Origin of the sequence: Lysinibacillus capsici (assembly GCF_020217405.1) — a bacterium.
GTDB classification, from domain to species: Bacteria; Bacillota; Bacilli; order Bacillales_A; family Planococcaceae; genus Lysinibacillus; species Lysinibacillus capsici.
Genome location: NZ_CP084108.1, coordinates 4,270,891 through 4,287,774 on the forward strand (window position 1 = coordinate 4,270,891; position 16,884 = coordinate 4,287,774).

14 protein-coding genes are annotated in these 16,884 nt (G+C 36.5%); 4 read left to right on the forward strand and 10 right to left on the reverse strand.

All coding sequences use genetic code 11. The annotated features are described in order from the left end of the window. Positions 1 to 66: 66 nt before the first annotated feature. The 4 genes from LCP48_RS21140 to LCP48_RS21155 all read right to left on the reverse strand — a co-directional run bounded on the left by LCP48_RS21140 (position 67) and on the right by LCP48_RS21155 (position 5,104). A complete protein-coding gene (locus LCP48_RS21140) occupies positions 67 to 2,436 on the reverse strand; it encodes a penicillin acylase family protein (protein ID WP_004231984.1) in 2,370 nt (789 codons plus the stop codon). A 419-nt stretch (positions 2,437 to 2,855) separates the two neighbouring features. Next, the gene (locus LCP48_RS21145; protein ID WP_004231983.1) at positions 2,856 to 3,611 is read right to left on the reverse strand and encodes an exodeoxyribonuclease III; all 756 of its coding nucleotides are present in this window, start codon (positions 3,609 to 3,611) and stop codon (positions 2,856 to 2,858) included. A 52-nt stretch (positions 3,612 to 3,663) separates the two neighbouring features. Further along, the gene (gene murB / locus LCP48_RS21150) at positions 3,664 to 4,578 is read right to left on the reverse strand and encodes a UDP-N-acetylmuramate dehydrogenase (RefSeq protein WP_004231982.1); all 915 of its coding nucleotides are present in this window, start codon (positions 4,576 to 4,578) and stop codon (positions 3,664 to 3,666) included. A gap of 220 nt (positions 4,579 to 4,798) precedes the next feature. Beyond that, the gene (locus tag LCP48_RS21155) at positions 4,799 to 5,104 is read right to left on the reverse strand and encodes a winged helix-turn-helix transcriptional regulator (RefSeq protein WP_004231981.1); all 306 of its coding nucleotides are present in this window, start codon (positions 5,102 to 5,104) and stop codon (positions 4,799 to 4,801) included. A gap of 359 nt (positions 5,105 to 5,463) precedes the next feature. Here LCP48_RS21155 and LCP48_RS21160 point away from each other — a divergent pair, with 359 nt between their 5' ends. Next, positions 5,464 to 5,991, forward strand: coding sequence for a YceI family protein (locus LCP48_RS21160; protein WP_004231980.1), 528 nt, complete (start codon positions 5,464 to 5,466; stop codon positions 5,989 to 5,991). A 34-nt stretch (positions 5,992 to 6,025) separates the two neighbouring features. Next, positions 6,026 to 6,391: a DUF2500 domain-containing protein gene (locus LCP48_RS21165; protein ID WP_004231978.1), complete on the forward strand. Its 366-nt coding sequence runs from the start codon at positions 6,026 to 6,028 to the stop codon at positions 6,389 to 6,391. A gap of 31 nt (positions 6,392 to 6,422) precedes the next feature. On the opposite strand, the gene LCP48_RS21170 is transcribed toward LCP48_RS21165, so the two are convergent. The 3 genes from LCP48_RS21170 to LCP48_RS21180 form a co-directional block, all read right to left on the reverse strand. Continuing rightward, complete coding sequence (locus LCP48_RS21170; RefSeq protein ID WP_009370650.1) at positions 6,423 to 8,783, reverse strand: bifunctional 2',3'-cyclic-nucleotide 2'-phosphodiesterase/3'-nucleotidase; 2,361 nt, start codon at positions 8,781 to 8,783, stop codon at positions 6,423 to 6,425. Positions 8,784 to 9,086: 303 nt separating this feature from the next. After that, positions 9,087 to 9,713 (reverse strand): FMN-dependent NADH-azoreductase, encoded by a 627-nt coding sequence (locus LCP48_RS21175; RefSeq protein ID WP_225340497.1) that lies wholly within the window; start codon positions 9,711 to 9,713, stop codon positions 9,087 to 9,089. Positions 9,714 to 9,886: 173 nt separating this feature from the next. Beyond that, the gene (locus LCP48_RS21180) at positions 9,887 to 10,594 is read right to left on the reverse strand and encodes a DsbA family oxidoreductase (RefSeq protein ID WP_004231975.1); all 708 of its coding nucleotides are present in this window, start codon (positions 10,592 to 10,594) and stop codon (positions 9,887 to 9,889) included. A 125-nt stretch (positions 10,595 to 10,719) separates the two neighbouring features. On the opposite strand from LCP48_RS21180, the gene LCP48_RS21185 reads away from it, so the two are divergent. Continuing rightward, complete coding sequence (locus LCP48_RS21185) at positions 10,720 to 12,099, forward strand: FAD-dependent oxidoreductase (RefSeq protein WP_004231974.1); 1,380 nt, start codon at positions 10,720 to 10,722, stop codon at positions 12,097 to 12,099. A 38-nt stretch (positions 12,100 to 12,137) separates the two neighbouring features. Here the strand turns inward: LCP48_RS21185 and LCP48_RS21190 are convergent, their stop codons facing one another. Then, on the reverse strand, positions 12,138 to 13,064 hold the full coding sequence (locus LCP48_RS21190) for a manganese-dependent inorganic pyrophosphatase (RefSeq protein WP_004231973.1): 927 nt from the start codon (positions 13,062 to 13,064) through the stop codon (positions 12,138 to 12,140). Positions 13,065 to 13,500: 436 nt separating this feature from the next. Between LCP48_RS21190 and LCP48_RS21195 the strand changes: the two genes are divergently transcribed. Further along, entirely contained in the window at positions 13,501 to 14,331 is an 831-nt protein-coding gene (locus LCP48_RS21195; RefSeq protein WP_004231972.1) for a GNAT family N-acetyltransferase, read from the forward strand. Positions 14,332 to 14,441: 110 nt separating this feature from the next. Here the strand turns inward: LCP48_RS21195 and LCP48_RS21200 are convergent, their stop codons facing one another. Beyond that, entirely contained in the window at positions 14,442 to 15,305 is an 864-nt protein-coding gene (locus LCP48_RS21200) for a MurR/RpiR family transcriptional regulator (protein WP_004231971.1), read from the reverse strand. Positions 15,306 to 15,621: 316 nt separating this feature from the next. Continuing rightward, positions 15,622 to 16,851 carry an MFS transporter gene (locus tag LCP48_RS21205; RefSeq protein ID WP_004231970.1) on the reverse strand — a complete coding sequence of 410 codons (1,230 nt, stop codon included), beginning with the start codon at positions 16,849 to 16,851 and terminating at the stop codon, positions 15,622 to 15,624. Between the last annotated feature and the right edge of the window lie 33 nt (positions 16,852 to 16,884).

Here is a 16,884-nt window from a genome sequence, read left to right on the forward strand (position 1 = left end):
TGAATGTTAGGATGTATATCCTTAAATAAAAAAAGTTAGCGCACCTTCTGTACGCTAACCCTTTTATTACTTCGCTATTAATTGTAATGTTTTCCCTTTTATCTCTTCCTGTTTGATAAATGTTTGATGGTAATCACCATTTGCCCAATCCAATACCTGATCTTGATACCAATCAGATTTCACATGACCACTTTGACCAGGGCCAACAATATGATAGGCTGAGCTTAAATCACCTACATCCACCACAAAACGCCAAGATGCACCGTGATCTACATTACCAGCTAAATCATTATCTGCTGCTTGTACGGTAACTTTCGAACCACCAATAGGAACCTTTTTAGCATTAAAATAGGCTGCAAGAATAGGCGATGCACTTCCTAGTGTATGGTCAAAAGTAAGCTGATGGTAATCACCCCATTGCCATTTCGAGGAATTCTTCCCGAATTGATTTTCTAATTGTGCAACCGTTAGCTCAAATGCCTTGTATACGGTTTCATCAATGCCACCCTGCTCCTCAACCCAAATACTTTTCTCTCCTGAATAGGCTGTACGTAAGAGCTGGTCTGTAATATTAAACTTCCCATACATGATGCCATACATATCTTCAGGCATTTGATCTTTAAACAAAACTTCCTGTAACTTAATCATTAATGTATGGAACACAAGTGGTGCACCTGATTCCTTTCCATCCACCATATCCCACTTCTCTAGCATGGCCATAATCTCAGCGTACTTCCCATCCCGATCTTTTTCTTTTATCGATGTTAATAAATCAGGCAGAAATTCTCTTGCATAGAGATTGTGCTGATCCATTTGCAAAGCCATCATATCGTCTACTGTAATCGCATCATTTGCCTCTAACACTTCTTTAATTCTTTCGAAACGATAAGGTTGCGCCCAGAAATCAGTGATGTGATAAGGGTAGTCCTCTCCTATTACTTGGTTATTTGCGGTTGCAATAAAACCTTCTTTTGGATTTACTAGAGTTGGTAATTCACCCCATGGTATAAAGCCCTCCCAGCCATAATCACTCGAATCACCTGGAACTGGTAATTGGCCTTCACCTTGCTTACGAATAGGTATTTGACCATTAGCTTTATAAGCAATCGTACCGTCCTTTGATGCAAATACAAAATTTTGTGCTGGCGCTTTAAAGTCTTCTAAAGCTTTTTCGAAATCACCCCAAGTTTTTGCCTTATTAAAACCAAGCACTGCTCTTAGTTCAGCTGTCGGTTGTAGTGCTGTCCACTGCATCGAAAATTGTGCGGTTGGCTCTGTATCTTTAAAAGCTAAATCTGTCATTATAGGGCCGTGACGTGTAACAACGACTTCAAAATCTACCGTTTCTCCATCTTTTACCTTAATTGATTCGTCGCGTACCTCTGCTTGTTCCCACTTTCCATCGTATCTGAATTGTGTTGGATCATCTGGATTTGGTATTTCAATATATAAATCCTGTACATCTGGACCCACATTGGTTACTCCCCAAGCAATTTCATCATTATGGCCTAATATAATACCTGGAATCCCTGCAAAGATAACGCCACTAACATTTTGCTGTGGTGATTGCAGATGCATTTGATACCAAATAGAAGGGGTGCTTAACCCTAAATGTGGGTCATCTGCTAAAATAGGCGTTCCTGATTTCGTTTTATCACCTGAAACTACCCAGTTATTACTTCCATTAAATTCGTTTGGTAGCATTTCCGCACTGAATTGCCCAGCTACTGTTACAGGATTTTGGATATTGGCCTCGATAATCGCCGAAGCATTTTCTGGATATTTAATAAATAATTCTTTTGCCTTTTCTTCATCAAAATTCTGTAATGCCCAATGACGAAAAGCTAATGTATTCCAATTCCCACCCAAATCATAGGCCATATATTTACCAATTGTTAAGGAATCAACAACTGTCCACTCCTCTGGTTCATAGCCTAACAAGGCAAATTCATAGCTTAGTGTATTGCTTTCCTTTGCCTGTGCAATAAAAGCATTTACTCCTTCAGCATACCATTCAAGTACTTGTTTGCTTTCGTCATCATAGGCAGCTAATGATATCTCTGCAGCATTTCTCAAGCTAAATGTACGGAAATGTTTGTCGGTATTAATCGTTGCTTCTCCAATAATTTCAGATAATCGACCACTTGCCTGCCTTCGTGCTAAGTCCATTTGAAATAGTCTATCTTGCGCTTGGACATAACCTTGCGCACGATATAAATCAGCATCTGTTTTGGCAAAAATATGTGGAACCCCTTTTTCATCTCTCGTGACTGTCACATCCTGATCCAGAATAGTAACAGCTAACTCACCATCAATCACCGGCTTAGATTTATTCATAAACCATGTAAATCCAATAAAAGCCACAAGAGCCAAAGCAGCTATTATCCCAGCTATGACAATGAGCCACTTTTTCCAATTAAACTTTCTCTTCCCCACTGAATAACCCCCTCTTTGCACTATATTCCCGTACTCCCTTCCCAAACCCGCTTTGAAACGTAAATTTTTTAGCGAAATTTCTTACTTTATGTATATAAAATTGTCTCTAAATACAAAATTTTATATTTATTCGCTATTAGAATAGTATAAACAATAGAGATTATGGAGGCTACTGAGTAATGTTAAAAATTCGCATTCATAAAGATATGATGATTCTCTAGAGTATATTTTCTTTTTATCCTCTCTCATGAAGCCGTCCTTATGTGGTGGAAGCGGATTCCCACATGATTGGAGCAGCGACTCCTCACTTTCGAGCCATCTCCCCTGAAAATTACCACACCTCACATTTTTAAAAGTCACCTTATTAATTTATAAATACAAAAAAATCGTATTTCCATTTAGAAAATACGATTTAAGTACTAGCATTGTAATTGCAATTCAATTGGACAATGATCACTGCCCATAATGTGTGGGTGAATTGTTGCGCTTTCAATTTGTTCCTTCAATTGATTTGATACAACAAAATAATCGATACGCCAACCAATATTACGTTCACGCACTTTATTCATATAGGACCACCATGTGTAGTGGTCAGTTTCCTCAGGATGCTTGTATCTAAACGAATCTACAAAACCACTTTCCAATAACGCTGAAAATTTTGCTCTCTCTTCATATGTAAAGCCCGAATTTCCAATATTAGATTTTGCATTTTTTAAATCAATTTCCGTGTGTGCAACATTTAGATCACCACAATAAACCACTGGCTTCTGACAATTTAGTTCTTGTAAATAGTTAGCCAAACGATCCTCCCATTGTAAACGTAGTGGTAATCTCGCTAAATCACGTTGTGCATTTGGTGTATAAACATTTACTAAATAGAAATTCTTATATTCTAAAGTTATAATTCTACCTTCATCCTGAGAATCTTCGGCGCCCACTCCATACTTAACAGACAATGGCGTGTGCTTCGTGAAGATTGCTGTTCCGGAATACCCTTTTTTCTGCGCGTAATTCCAATACTGTTCATAACCTTCGATAGAGAGCACTACTTGTCCAGCTTGACATTTTGTTTCTTGGATACAAAAGAAATCAGCATCTATTTGATGAAAGAACTCTAAAAAGCCTTTACCGAGACATGCTCGTATCCCATTAACATTCCATGATATAAATTTCATTTTATCCACACTCCTAAAAAAACGCCCTTCGGCTTATGCGAAGGGCATCCTATTATAGATCGTCACCAACAATTTTAACTTCCGTCTCTAATTCAACGCCAAATTTTTCTTTCACTACACGTTGAACCATTTGGATTGTCTCAATATAGTCTGAAGCAGTAGCATTTCCTTTGTTGACAATAAATCCTGCATGCTTGGTAGAGACTTCAGCATCACCAACACCTTTACCTTGTAGGCCACTATCCTGAATAAGTTTTCCAGCAAAATGTCCAGGCGGGCGTTTAAATACACTTCCAGCAGATGGATATTCTAAAGGCTGTTTTGATTCACGTTGGAAGGTTAAATCAGCAATCTTCGCATCAATTTCCTCCTGTACACCTACTGCTAATTGAAATTCAGAGGACAGCACATAATAACCCTTTTTGGCAATAATGCTTTGTCGGTATCCTAGCTCAAGTTCTTCTTTACCTAATATTAAAATGTCCCCTTCTTTTGTTAACACCTTCGATGAAACAATAATATCTTTAATCTCCCCGCCATATGCACCTGCGTTCATAGCCATTGCTCCGCCAATTGATCCAGGAATACCACATGCAAATTCAAAACCTGTTAAGGATGCTTGCGCTGATAGCTTCGATACATCTTTGATCAGTGCACCACTTTGTGCATACACATGCTCACCAGTAATACGAATCTCATCTAAGCGAGAAAATGTTACAACGATTCCTCTATGACCGCCATCTCGAACAACCATATTAGATCCGTTACCTAACATTAATAAAGGAATATTATTTATATATGCATAGCGAATAACGGATGCTGCCTCTTCTTCTGTTTCAGGAAGAACAAAAACATCTGCTTTGCCACCTAATTTTGTCATTGTGTATTGCTGTAATGATTCATTTAACTTAATATTGGCAGGATTAACACTTTTCGCTAAATCCATCGCCCATTGTTCTTTTGTCATGAGAGCTAATTCCTTTCTAACGTCCTTCTTACTCTACACCAGTATGGATTTACAACCCCAATTTGACAAGTAAAATGAAGGGTATTTTTATCTCATAATTAAAAGACAGGTAAGACCTGTGCAGAGATGATGAATATTATAAAGAAAATTGACAGTCATTCCAAGTGTCGTTTTTAGCACACTATTTCATTGTATTATCTAGTAAAATAATCTATTCACCTTAGAGCCAACTACTTGCCCATGTTTCGATATTACGGATAGCACCTTCAAGTGCCTGACCTTTATCTGTTAATGAATACTCAACGCGTACCGGTACTTCTGAATATACTTTACGTTCAACAAGCCCCTCTTTTTCAAGCTCCTTCAAACGTTCTGATAATAAACGTCCACTGACAGGTAGTGCAGATTCGATTTCATTAAAGCGCTGTGGCCCATCTAGTAATTGATATAATATTAACCCCGTCCATCGTTTTCCGATTAAATCCATTGCTTTAGCTAAACGAGGACACAAAGTTGTCTCATTCATAATTTTTCACCTCTATGTACCTATTGTAACGATTAATGCACTAAATGTAAATTTGAAGTAACTTATTTACGTAAAATAATCTATTAACTTTTATATATTTAATTACAAAAAGTAACTTACAATTTCAAGGTTGGTCATATCTAACAAGGGTACATAAAATTTCTTAGACTAAACGCTATCCTAATTAAACGCACATATTTCCAATAATATGCCTATTCCATTTTAAATATGTTTTGTTTCATGTTCACAGATTACACTTTTATAGAGGGAAATACTTCCACATTTATAAAAAACTCATTGAATATGCAATTTGTTTACTTTATCATTCGTTGTAGAATGCTGTTTTAGGAGGTTTTCAAATGAAAAAATATACTATCGATTTCAGTCATTCAACGATCGGGTTTTCCGTAAGACATATGATGATTTCTCGTATTCATGGTACGTTTGAATCGTACAGCGGTGAAATAGTTGCATCCAATATCGAACAAATGCAGGATGCAACTATTTCTATCACGATTACAGTGGCTAGTGTCTCCACCAAGAATCATGATCGCGATGTCCACCTTGTGTCTCCTGACTTTTTTGATGCAGACGTCTATCCCAAAATAGTATTTACCTCTACATATATTGATAAACTTGATGATAAAAATTTTGCTATTCATGGTGATTTAACCATCAAAAACATAACAAGACCTATCGTATTTACAACAGTATATACAGGAAAAGGTGTGAATCCATGGGCACAAGAAGTTTTTGGCTTCCAAGCTAAAGCCCAAATTGATCGTCGTGATTTTAATCTAGTCTACAATACCTTTTTAGAAACAGGTGGTGTATTGATTAGCGATGAAATAGACGTGATAGTAGATCTTGAATTAAATCCTATTTAAGTATTGTTGCTACCTTAAAGAAAGGGAGGAATTTATGTTTTGGTTTGATAATGATTTTTTATTTGGCTCCGCTTTTATTACCATCATCTTCTTTATTGTTTTTGGGAGCATAGCCTTTATGATTGTAAACGGTATTATCACTTGGTCTAAAAACAACCGTTCACCAATTTTAACAGTACCCGCTAAGGTTGTGACAAAGCGTACGAATATACGTGGCGGATCTAACAATACTGGGGCATCTACGTCCTATTACGTTACGTTTGAAGAGCAAAACGGTGAACGGCATGAACTAAAGATGAATGGCTACGATTATGGTCAGCTTGTAGAAGGTGATCTTGGCATTTTAACCTATCAAGGTACACGGTATCATTCATTCAACAGACATAAAAAAGGAGAGTAGCGATTATCGTTACTCTCCTTTTCCTATTCTTTTATTTAATTAAATATTTAGCAAATCCAGCTTCTGTATCTTCTAAATATTCAATACCACTACCTGCTGGAATGAACTTTTGTGCATCTTTTGCAGATAGGTAGATAACCTTTGTATTGGCTGGGAACGATACAAATGACCAGTTATTATCCGCAGCTGGGTTAATTGTTTTATTCGCCATAATATAATCTACAACAGCTTGTCGATTTTCATAAGCATAGTTTGTTATGTTAGAGCCGTCAGCATTTTTAAATGTCGCCCCATATGATCCACCAACACGATAATTGTTTGTAATGATGATGAACTCTTGTTTCAAATCAATTGGTTTACCATTATATTGTACATTCTTAATTCGATTTGCCTTTTCATCAGTAAGATTACCGCGTCGGTCATATTTTGCCGGCGATGTAACATCAATTTGATATGTTAAGCCATCTAACACATCAAAGTTATATGAACGAGCTTCTGCATCGATAATATTTTGCTCTTCTGTTTTAGTCGGATCAATTGTTGCAAAAATACCAGCAGCCATCTCTAACCACTCGATTGCTTGTGCGCCTGTCACTTTAATCGTAGCAACAGTATTGTCATAATGATAAATGTCAGCCATATTTTTAATAGCAAGTGGTCCTACAGGAATATTTGTATAATCTAATGGATTATTACGAGATCCTGCTTTGAAAGGTGCCCCAGCCGAAAGAATGGGTGTCTTTTCATCAGCCGTACCCTTTAGCTCTTGTTCGATAAACCATTTTTGAGCTTGTGTTACGATTTGAATGGATGGATCATCTTGCACCATTGAAAAATAACTATGGATTGGTGCAGTTGTTTCTCCAACAGGCTGACGGATATACGTTAATGTGCCATCATGTGCCTCTTTAATAGCTTCTAAAACCGTTGTGGATGGTTGTAAACCTTCTTGTTTGATCGATTGCAATGAACCTTTACCATCTACCACTACCCACTCAGACCCTTGTTGTTCTAGTTTTAAATCAATTACACCAAGATGACTACCATAGCTACCTGCCATAACAGTAGGAACACCGTGAATTGTACCCTTTTCTTGATCAACATCTTTCAAATCCTTATAGTCACCAGGGAATGTTAAATGAGAGTGTCCTGTAATTAAAGCATCAATACCATCAATTTCTGCTAATTGGTAACCAACATTTTCAGCACCCTTCACATAAGTATCTTCACCGATACCTGAATGTGACAGAACGACAATCACGTCTGCTCCAGCCTTTTGCATTTCTGGTACTACTTCTTTCACAGCTTCTACTGGCTCTTGCATTTCAACTTTACCTGCTAAATGAATGGCATCCCATTCAACAATTTTCGTTGGAACAATCCCTGTTACACCAACTTTAAGTGTATGCTTTTTACCTGAACTATCTACCACTTCTTTATCAAGAATGACATAAGGTGTAAACATGCGTTCTTTTGTTTTTGCATCATAGGTATTAGCATTTACGACTGGATACTTTGCATCGTTTAACACTTCATCTAAAAAGTCTAGACCATAGTTAAATTCATGATTTCCTAAAGTTCCACCATCGTATTTCAATGCATTAAGTGCAGCAATTGCTGGATGAACTTCACCAGGCTTTAAAACACTTTCTAATGCTTTATATGAGCCAAGTGGTGTGCCTTGAATTAAATCGCCATTATCAAATAGTAATGTGTTTGGATTTTTTGCTCTTGCTTGCTCAATTAGTGTGGCTGTATTAGCCAAACCAAGCTCTGCTGATGGAGCATCTAAATAGTAATTGTAATTAGCTAAATTGGTATGAATATCTGTTGTCCCTAAAATCTGAAGATCAACTGATACGTCAGTTGAAGGTGCTTTATATTCTGCTACAAAGCGCTCCACAATACTCTCCATCTGTTCCTTTGTCACATAGTCACGAGGACGAATAGTATTATCCTCAAATGCTTGTAAAATGTTTGCAGCAACAGCATTCGCTAAATCTTGTTTATATGCCGCTGCAATTTGATCTGCATCCTTGAATTGTTCTAAAACTGTGAGGGAAGCGTTTTCACTAACTAGTCCGCGAGCAGAAATAACAAATGCTTGTTGACGTGTTAATTTGTCAGCTGGACCAAATGTCGTTGCTGTTTTACCTTTAATAAGTTTTAATTGAACAGCTTTTTCTACATAAGGTGCTAAATCCTTAGAGACATCCTTAAAGGCAAGCGAAGAGCCGTCACCTATCTCTACATCTAAATTTTCTACTAATTCTTTTACATAATCTGCGCGTGTTACATCATTGGAAGCAGCATCAGCAGAAATTCCAAATGGTATAAACGCGAAAAGGACTAGTAACGTCGTCAAGAAATTAGTTATTAATTTCTTATACATACAACAACCTCCTTAATAATCTAGTATTTTCCTACAAATTCTATTATATTAAAACCATTCTAATTTTTACTGAATATATAGTCCTAATTATATGTATTTTTAAAAGAATGGTTAATTACTTTCCCTCCAAATCATAGATTTCTACCATTCTTTATTTTTCTATTAAATAGGATGTTAGTAAATGTAAATTCAAAATAATTAGTTACTGTCAATATGTCCTACCTCCATACCACACCATACATCTGTTGACAAAATAAAAAAGGTCCTCCCAAAATTGAGAGGACTTTTAATAAAAAATAATTTTTATGCATTCACAGTTTGTAGTGATTGAGCAACCTTTTTCACTTCTTCTAGGCCATTTGCAATAATTTCTTGCGCTTTATCTGGTGAAGCATTGTGACCTTCAATAATCACTTCTTCAATAACTTTCATCCCGAATACGCCACCTACTACGTTTTTAATGTAGTTTACTGACATTTCCATTGGTTGAGCTTCAGGTGATGAATAGTAGCCACCACGAGCATTTAAAATAATCGCTTTTTTGTCAGTCATTAAGCTAATTAATTGACCATTTTCGCCATATTTGAATGTGAATCCTGCTTGGTATACATAGTCAATAAATGTTTGTAAAGGTGCTGGAATTGTTAAGTTCCATAGTGGGAATGCAAATACAACTAAATCAGCTGCAGTTAATGCATCCATTGCTTTTTGTTTTGCAGCTAATAGACGTGATTCAATGTCTGTTAACTCTCCACCATTTTGTACTTTACCAAAAGCATTGAAAAGATCTTGTCCAAAATAAGGCATATCTTCTGCAAATACGTCAAAAGTTGTTACGTTGGCACCTTGTACATTTTCCATGAAAGTATCATACATTGTTGTTGAAATACCGTCTGGACGGTTGTTAGCTTTTACTACTAAAACGTTCATTATATAAAATCTCCCTTAAATTTCAAAATCTAATATCTCGAATTCAAGATATGTGTTTATCTTAAAAAATTTCATCTAAAATGTCAATGTTACATGTCTCAGACTTTTGACTGAAATATTCTCTCTTTCATCCATCCTAAGGAGTTGAAAGCCTTACTCCTCTCTCTAGTAAGCTAAAATTTACAGTTATCGTCTGTACAAATACCCGCATCACCTGTGCCAGCCATCTTTAGCGATGGTTGTAAGCCCTCTTCCTCAGCAACTTTACGCAATGTATCCTCAAATACCTCCTGCGGTTGTGCACCTGAAATACCATACTTACGGTTTAGGACAAAGAACGGTACCCCTCGTACACCAAGCTGGAGACCTTCTTGAATATCCGCATCTACTTCATTTTTATAAACATCATCGGCAAGAACCTTAGCTACTTCTTCACGCTTTAGTCCTACTTTCTCAGCTATCTCTAATAAAACATCATCTTGACCGATACGCTTTCCTTCAATAAAATGACTGTGTAAAAGTAACTCCACTAGAGCTGTAACATCTCCCTGTTTTTCAGCCCATTTTACAAGCCGATGTGCTTTTAGCGTATTCTCTTCCATCAAATTGCTAAAATCATAGTTTAGCCCTACTTCTTTTGCACGTTCCGTTACACCCATTGTCATTTCCTTTGCCTTCTCTAAGGACATTCCATATTTCTTTGCCAATGATTCATAGACAGTACTATGGGAATCTATTGGAGTAGTTGGATCTAGTTGGTAGCTTTTATAGACAAGCTCCACCTGCCCAGAATAGCCAGTATCCTCAATCGCTTTCTCTAATTGTTTTTTACCAATATAACAAAATGGGCATACATAGTCAGACCAAATTTCAATTTTCATTTCTTACTCACTCCTTTTGCTACATTGTAGCGATAGTTGAAATCACAAGGCAATTTTAATGCCTCACTGCATAAATTTTCAAGTTCTTCTACATACTGAACACAAAAACGATGTGAGGTTTCTATATGACACAATCTCTTTGGCTTGCTACAACTGAATCAGTCTCTTTATCTTCCCTTTCTTCCTCAACAACATGCGATGTATGTATAATCGGTGGTGGCTTAACTGGTTTATATACTGCCTATACTTTAGCAAAAGCAGGTGTGGATGTAGTTCTTCTTGAAGCAAATACCCATTTTGGTCACGGTACGACAGGGCATTCAACTGGAAAATTAACAGCCCAGCATAGTATTGTCTATGCAAATCTTTTAGAAAAATTATCTTTAGAAGAGGCACAGCTGTATTATCAACTGAATCAACAAGCCATTGATAAAGCTAGACAAATACTCCCACAAGACAGCGTTCGTTCAGTGGATTCACTGTTATACTGTCAAACAAAAGAAGGCTATGCACAATTATTAAAAGAATGGAATGCCTATAAGGTTTTAAACATTAAGTCTAACCTTACCTCTGACACAGAGCTCCCATTCCCTATTACAAAGGCTTTATGTATAACACAACAAGCACAAATAAATCCTGTTGAAGTAAGTAATTTTCTTGCGAAAGAGGCACAGAAGATGGGCGCCAAACTTTATGCAAATACTCGTGTTCAGCAGTTAAACATACCACAAAATAACTTATATACCGAAAAAAATATGTCGGTTCAATATAATAAACTTATTTTATGTTCACATTATCCCATCGAAGCATTTAAAGGACTTAAACTTTTTAAATTATCCAATAGTCGCTCCTATATGGTTGCAAGCAAAACCTCTGAGACTATGCAAGGTCAATATTTATCAGTAGATTTTCCTTCTCGTTCGATACGTACTGCCACGATTAATCAGGAAAATTATTTAGTATTAGGAGGGGCGAATCACATTGCTGGCGAGACCGTTCATACTGAGCCATATTATGAGGCTATTTCTAATGAAATGAAGGAGCATTTTGAACAACAGCCACTTTATCGATGGTCGGCCCAGGATATAGAAACACCTGATATTGTCCCTTATGTTGGAAGAATTACAAACTCCTTACCTAACGTACTAATTGCCACTGGCTATCGAAAATGGGGAATCTCCAATTCCTTTGTCGCTGGTGATATCTTATCGTCTCTTTTAACAGGCTCAAAGATCGAAGAGGGTGCTATCGCTCTTTATTCACCATCACGTACTAAATTCGGTGCCCAATTCATGCAAATGCTGAAAGTAGGAGGCTTTGTTGCCAAGGAATATATAGCTGGGTATATGAGGAATGCCACTGCTCCAACCTGTACTCATTTAGGCTGCAAAACGAAATTGAATGAAGCTGATGAAACATGGGATTGTCCTTGCCATGGTTCCCGTTTTAACGCTAAGGGTGAGGTACTTGAAGGCCCTGCAGTACAACCATTAAAACTCGATTAAAAAAGAGGTTGTCTGAATAGACAACCTCTTTCCTATCTTTATTTTAGTGCTTCTGTTAATACTGGTACAATTTGTTTCTTACGAGAAACAACACCTGGTAATACAACACGATTGTTGACAAGTTCAGCACCGAATCCTTTTGCAGCCGCTTCTGCTACTTGCCCAATTGCAACAGCTGTAGAATCATTATTCAAAATGTCAGTCACAACGAAGAAGAATAGATCTAAGCCATTTTCTGCAACATTTTTATTAAGTAGTATTTCTAACTCCTCTTGACGATTAAGCACATCATTAACATCAACTGCATTAACTTGAGCTACAACAGATTTGTACTCACCAAATTGAAACTCTTTTGCATCTAATGATAATAAATCTTCTAATGATTTATCAGATAAATCAGCACCTGCTTTTAGCATTGCTAAGCCATACTCTGCAATTTCCACACCAGCAATTTTTGCTAGCTCTTCACCAGCTTTTACATCTTGTTCTGTACAAGTTGGTGATTTAAAAAGTAGTGTATCAGAAACAATTGCTGATAACATTAAACCGGCAATATTGGCTGGTATCGCTACTTCGTTTTCCTTAAATATTTTGTTTAAAATTGTAGCTGTACAACCTACTGGCTCAGCACGATAGTATAATGGATCAGCTGTTTGGAAGTTTGCAATACGGTGATGGTCGATAACCTCTGTAATTTGTACTTCCTCAATGCCGTCAGCTGATTGCTGGAATTCATTGTGGTCAACAAGGATTACCTTGTCCACTTCACCAGCAACAGAAGAAATTAAACGAGGCGCTTCAAAGCCAAATTTATCTAATGCAAATTGGGTCTCATTATTAATATCTCCAAGACGGACCGCCTCAGCTTCTTCACCAATTTGCTGTTTTAAATAGGCATATACAATTGCAGACGTGATTGTGTCTGTATCTGGGTTTTTATGTCCAAAAACTAATACTTTACTCATTGAATTAATTCCTCCTAAAATGGCACTTACATTTATATTTTATTTTATCATACCTTATAGCCTGAGAAGTGATAAAGTGAAACTTTGGAACAATTTCGCCTCAGCGTAATTGCCACTGACCCTCACTTTCGGTATAACAAACAGTGCTCATGGCCCCTACTGTATTATTCAAATTTAATATGCAAATATAATGGCAGTGCGCTAAATCCATACTTTTCATATAAGATATCTTTATTATAACTAGTTTCAATTGCTATGTATACTTTTAATAGGTCTAATTACTTCTAGAAAATTCTCTATTTTTACCAACCTATTTTTAACAATCAATAGTAAAAATGCCTCTTTTTTATAAAATAATTAGTTTATATAGATATTTAGTTGGGTTTTCATATTTAAGTCATCATAATTTTATGCTATCATCAGGTAGTCTATATTTTTGGATATTCAGGAAATGGGGATTACGATGACGAAGAAGATAGAAAAAAAGTACATTCCTTTAGCTAACTATTTTGATGTAGCTTTACAACAAGAAATTACTTTATCCTTTAGTGAATTAGAAAACATTATGGGACAAGCATTACCGAACGCTGCCTACTTAAATAAAAGCTGGTGGAAAAAAACTAAGCCCCCTCTCTCACATTATTTATCATGGACAAATGCAGGCTATTATGTCACTGATGTTAAACTAGGTTCTAGTGTATCTTTCTCACGTACGCAAATGAAGTCTACCGAAAACAACACTTCTAATAGTGAGGAGAATTCATCTGCATACATAATTCGAGGGATTGAAGCATCTGATGCTAGATCATTTATTCATTTACAAGAGGAGATTTTTCAAGAAACTGACTTCATGTATAATGTTCAAAATGAGCTAGAGCTCACTGTCCAACAACTTCGTAAAAATTTAACTTATTGGAAGCAACTAAAAAACCGTACTATACTACTTTGTGTACTAAACGGAATTTTTGCAGGTTATGCAGTTATTCATGGATATAAACAATCAAAAGCTAGACATGTTGCCTCTATTCGTTTAGCTGTGAAAGCAGAGCATCAACAAAAGGGTATTGGCTCCGCACTGATGAAAGCTGTAGAAAGTTGGTCTAAACAACATGATATATCCCGTTTAGAGTTATCTCTTATGGAGCATAACAATGTAGCTTTACACCTCTTTACAAAGCTAGGATTTCATCAGGAGGGCATTCGAAAAAATGCCATTAAATTAAATGATACTTTTATTAATGAATATAGCTTAAGTAAAATTCTATAATTCACTTTTCCTAGATGTCTAAATACTATTTAGACATCTTTTTATATAGAAAATTTCAAAAAAATACGCATAGATAGTGTGTTTCAACAAACTATCTATACGTATTTACATTAAAAAACCTGCTTTTCTCTAACAGCATCTAAGAATAATACATTACTTTCTACTTGCTCATACAATTGCTGATATTTTTCATAGTGGTCTTTATCCTGGTTTATCATTTCCTCTATCAACGCATGCAAAAATGAAATCAAGACTGGGGCAATGTCTAGAGAAGAATGATTTTTAGTGCCGAGGGTAAATAATGCACTGGCATATTCTCGAATAGGCGAAAATGCAGAACCTGTAATGGCAATAATTTTTACTTTCTTTACCTTTGCAATTTCAACAATCGTTTTAATATCCACAATCTGTTTATCAAAAGATAGTACAATTAAAGTCGTATGTTCGCCCATATTGTTTATTTGATTCACTAAATCATCTGAGTCTAAACGAAGCTGCTTAATATTAGCACGAAGGGTTTTCAATGTATTAGATAACCAATTTGCAACAGATGCATTGTAACGAGTACCTAGAATATAGATATTATCTGCTTCATGCATCCATTTTGAGCATTTTTGGATCTGCTGATCGTTAATCAAATGAATTGTTTCTTGAATATTTTGGCTATCTCGTTGCATCACCTTACCAAAGCTAGTATTAGTCAGCTTCTTAGTATATGTAGGCTGTAGATTTGCACCTACATCTTGAGACATAATATAGCCTCTAATTTCCTCTTGCAGTTCTACATACCCTGACAAATCCATAGCATAACAAAATCGAATCACAGTTGATTCACTTACATTAGCCAATCTGCCAACCTCTGCAGCTCCATTAGCAATCACTGTTGTGGGATTATCCATTACAAATTGTGCTACTTTACGCTGGCCCTTTGACAGCCTTACAAACCTTTTCTTTATATTCTCATGAATACTCATTCCTAACAACCTTTCTTTCAATGACCTTATCACGAACGGGAGATTGTTTCCTACTGACTCAAAATTCGATTAAAAATACAGTATCACGATTACAATTTGAATACAATGACTTTTCTGAAAAATCTTCATCGCATTAACCTGCTAATAAAACAATTTGATTTACTCTTTAACCATTTTATATTGATTTGTCATTTTAACAAATAAATCAGTAAAATCGAATAAAAATTAATAAATGCTCATTTTTATGTATTTTTTAAGCGAAATTAGACAAAAATGTCCTAGATCAATTCTCTGATCCAGGACATTCTGTTTCATATTATTCTAATTCAAGCTGCTTCGTTTCCTTACCAAGGAAGATGACCCCTACAACACCGATAATAATTGCTCCACAGAAAATGGCAAAGATAAAACCTATATCATAGCCTGCCGTTAATAAAAACCCAACGAGCAACGGCCCAAAAATACCACCAATTCGTCCAACCGCTGCTGCCATACCAGCACCTGTTCCACGAATAACCGATGGATATTGCTCGGGTGTATAAGCATATAATGCTCCCCAAGCCCCCAAGTTAAAGAAAGATAAAAACATCCCTGAAGTTAGCAATACGGCTAAAGTATCTGCATTTCCAAAAATATAAGCACTCGCTGCAGTACCAATTAGATAGGAAACAAGGACAAATTTACGTCCAAACTTTTCTATAAACCAAGCAGCTGTAAAGTAACCTGGTAATTGAGCTAAAGTCATGATCAAAACATATTTAAAGCTTGTAATCATGTCAAAGCCCTTCCCTACCATCACACTTGGCAACCATAAAAACATGCCATAATACGAAAATACAACCGTAAACCATAATAGCCACAGCATAAATGTAGAACGAGCATACTTTTTTGACCAAACCTCTTTCATATTTTGACCAATGCTCCGTTTTTTTGCTTCTTCTTTCACTGTAAATTGTGGTGAATCTGGCAAATGCCAACGAAGATAAATAGCATAAAACGCTGGAAGTGCTGTTAGTATAAGGGCTACTCGCCATCCCCATGTGGGAATCACAAAATACGAAATCAGTGCTGCAATTAACCAGCCTGCCGCCCAAAAGCTTTCAAGTAATACAACCACGCGCCCTCTTTCTTTGGCAGCCACACTTTCAGATACGAGTGTTGAAGCTACAGGCAATTCTCCTCCTAGGCCCATCCCTACTAAAAAGCGTAAAATTAAAAATGCAGTTAATGTTGTTGTAAAAGCGGATAAACCACTTGCAATAGAAAAAAGGACAAGTGTCCACATAAATATTTGCTTGCGACCTACTTTATCAGCAAACACACCAAAAAAGAGAGCTCCTACAGCCATCCCGATAGAATTTATACTACCAATCCAACCCGATTGACTTGGTGATAGCCCCCACTCAGCTGCCAATGCTGCAATGACAAAGGATAATATACCAACGTCCATTGCATCGAATAGCCACCCAACCCCCGCTACACCCAATAACTTATTTCTGGAAATGGATTGCTGAGGTTTCTTTGTTACTGCTGTATTTATTGTCATTCTAACCACCTGTCTTTACACATGACTTTACAA

Coding starts and splice junctions, on each gene's coding strand:
- LCP48_RS21145 (WP_004231983.1), bottom strand. CDS start 3,611: ATGAAATTTATATCATGGAATGTTAATGGGATACGAGCATGTCTCGGT.
- murB (WP_004231982.1), bottom strand. CDS start 4,578: ATGACAAAAGAACAATGGGCGATGGATTTAGCGAAAAGTGTTAATCCT.
- LCP48_RS21155 (WP_004231981.1), bottom strand. CDS start 5,104: ATGAATGAGACAACTTTGTGTCCTCGTTTAGCTAAAGCAATGGATTTA.
- LCP48_RS21160 (WP_004231980.1), top strand. CDS start 5,464: ATGAAAAAATATACTATCGATTTCAGTCATTCAACGATCGGGTTTTCC.
- LCP48_RS21165 (WP_004231978.1), top strand. CDS start 6,026: ATGTTTTGGTTTGATAATGATTTTTTATTTGGCTCCGCTTTTATTACC.
- LCP48_RS21170 (WP_009370650.1), bottom strand. CDS start 8,783: ATGTATAAGAAATTAATAACTAATTTCTTGACGACGTTACTAGTCCTT.
- LCP48_RS21175 (WP_225340497.1), bottom strand. CDS start 9,713: ATGAACGTTTTAGTAGTAAAAGCTAACAACCGTCCAGACGGTATTTCA.
- LCP48_RS21180 (WP_004231975.1), bottom strand. CDS start 10,594: ATGAAAATTGAAATTTGGTCTGACTATGTATGCCCATTTTGTTATATT.
- LCP48_RS21185 (WP_004231974.1), top strand. CDS start 10,720: ATGACACAATCTCTTTGGCTTGCTACAACTGAATCAGTCTCTTTATCT.
- LCP48_RS21190 (WP_004231973.1), bottom strand. CDS start 13,064: ATGAGTAAAGTATTAGTTTTTGGACATAAAAACCCAGATACAGACACA.
- LCP48_RS21200 (WP_004231971.1), bottom strand. CDS start 15,305: ATGAGTATTCATGAGAATATAAAGAAAAGGTTTGTAAGGCTGTCAAAG.
- LCP48_RS21205 (WP_004231970.1), bottom strand. CDS start 16,851: ATGACAATAAATACAGCAGTAACAAAGAAACCTCAGCAATCCATTTCC.